We start from the raw sequence: 1390 nt of genomic DNA, 5'->3' as shown, positions 1-1390 counted from the left end.
GAGCGCCTCACCTGGCAAGTAAACGGAGAACACCAGTGCGGCTACTGGATTGCCAAGCCAGGATCCCCCCCTAGACCCAGCCACGATTAGCAGTTCGTCCTTTGCTGGGCCTACCTCAGGTGACGGCTTCGGAAGACGGGCAAGAGCAGCTATGGATGCATAAAAGTATAGCTATATGGTAGTATAAGCATGAACCAATCTGGATTTTTCCCATGTCAGAGCTGGAGAAGCCGCACCAAGGGGTGGGGCAGGTTACCGCTTACTTTATCAACAACGCCCAGCTTACTTCCTTGATTATTGTGGGTCTGGCCATCTTTGGCCTGCTGGCGGCGACCTTGACCCCCAAGGAAGAAAACCCGCAAATTGTCGTCCCGGCAGCGGATGTAGTTTTGCGGTATCCGGGGGCCAGTGCCGAGGTCGTGGAGAAGACGCTGATCACCCCTGTGGAAGCGAAGCTACGGGAGCTGACGGGGATCGACCACATCTACTCGGTGGCCCAGGCCTCTGGCGGCTTGATCACGGTGCAGTATGAGGTGGGGGAAAACTGGGAAGACAGCCTGTTCAAGCTGCAAAACCATCTGTTTAGCCACCCGGAGCTATTCCCCCCTGGCGCCAGCTATCAGGTGCAGCCGGTCATCATTGACGATGTTCCCATCGTTACCCTCACCTTGACAGGGGCCGACTTCAGCGACGATCAGCTACGGCGGGTGGGAGAGCGGCTGCTGGAGGATCTGCGCAGCCTTCCCAACACGGCCCACCTGACGCTGGTGGGGGGGCATCCCCGCACCATCCGGGTGGATTTGGATCCGGAGCGGCTGGCCAGCTATGGTCTTTCCCCGACCCAGGTGGCCCAACAGATTGCCGCCGAAAACTTGCAACTGCCGGCGGGAGAAGTGGAGGTGGGATCCCAGCAGATCCGCCTGGAGGGGGGACAGCGGCTGGCTTCGGCTGAGGACGTGGCCGCTATTCAGATCAAGCCGGAGGTCTATCTCAGAGATGTAGCCAGCGTGCGGGATGAGTTTGCCGAGCGCACCTCCCTGACCCGCATCCACTTCCGCAGCGACGAGCCCATCACGGATCCCTATCCGGATCCGCGCCGCCGCTCGACGGGAGAGTGGATCACCCAGCCGGCGGTCACCATCGGCATTGCCAAGAAGCCGGGAACCAACGCGGTCACCGTAGCCAAGGCCATTTTTCGGCGGCTGGAAGAGTTGCGGCCGCAGTTGCCTCCCGGGATCCAGGTTGCCGTCACCCGCAACGACGGGCGGACGGCCTCAAAAGCGGTTGGGAACCTCTACAACAGCCTCTTCCAGGCCATCGGCATTGTGGTGGGCCTGTTGTTGATCTTCCTGGGCTGGCGGGAGGCGGCCATTGTGGCTTTTGTAATCCC

Annotated in this window: 1 protein-coding gene; it reads left to right on the top strand. The window is 60.6% G+C overall.

All coding sequences use genetic code 11. The annotated features are described in order from the left end of the window. Positions 1-212: 212 nt before the first annotated feature. A partial coding sequence (locus NW827_RS02740) for an efflux RND transporter permease subunit (RefSeq protein WP_414503311.1) occupies positions 213-1390 on the top strand: 1178 nt, incomplete at its 3' end.

Source organism: Synechococcus sp. H70.1 (assembly GCF_047502705.1).
Classification (GTDB): Bacteria; Cyanobacteriota; Cyanobacteriia; order Thermostichales; family Thermostichaceae; genus Thermostichus.
This window is presented reverse-complemented; position numbering and strand designations above follow the sequence as displayed.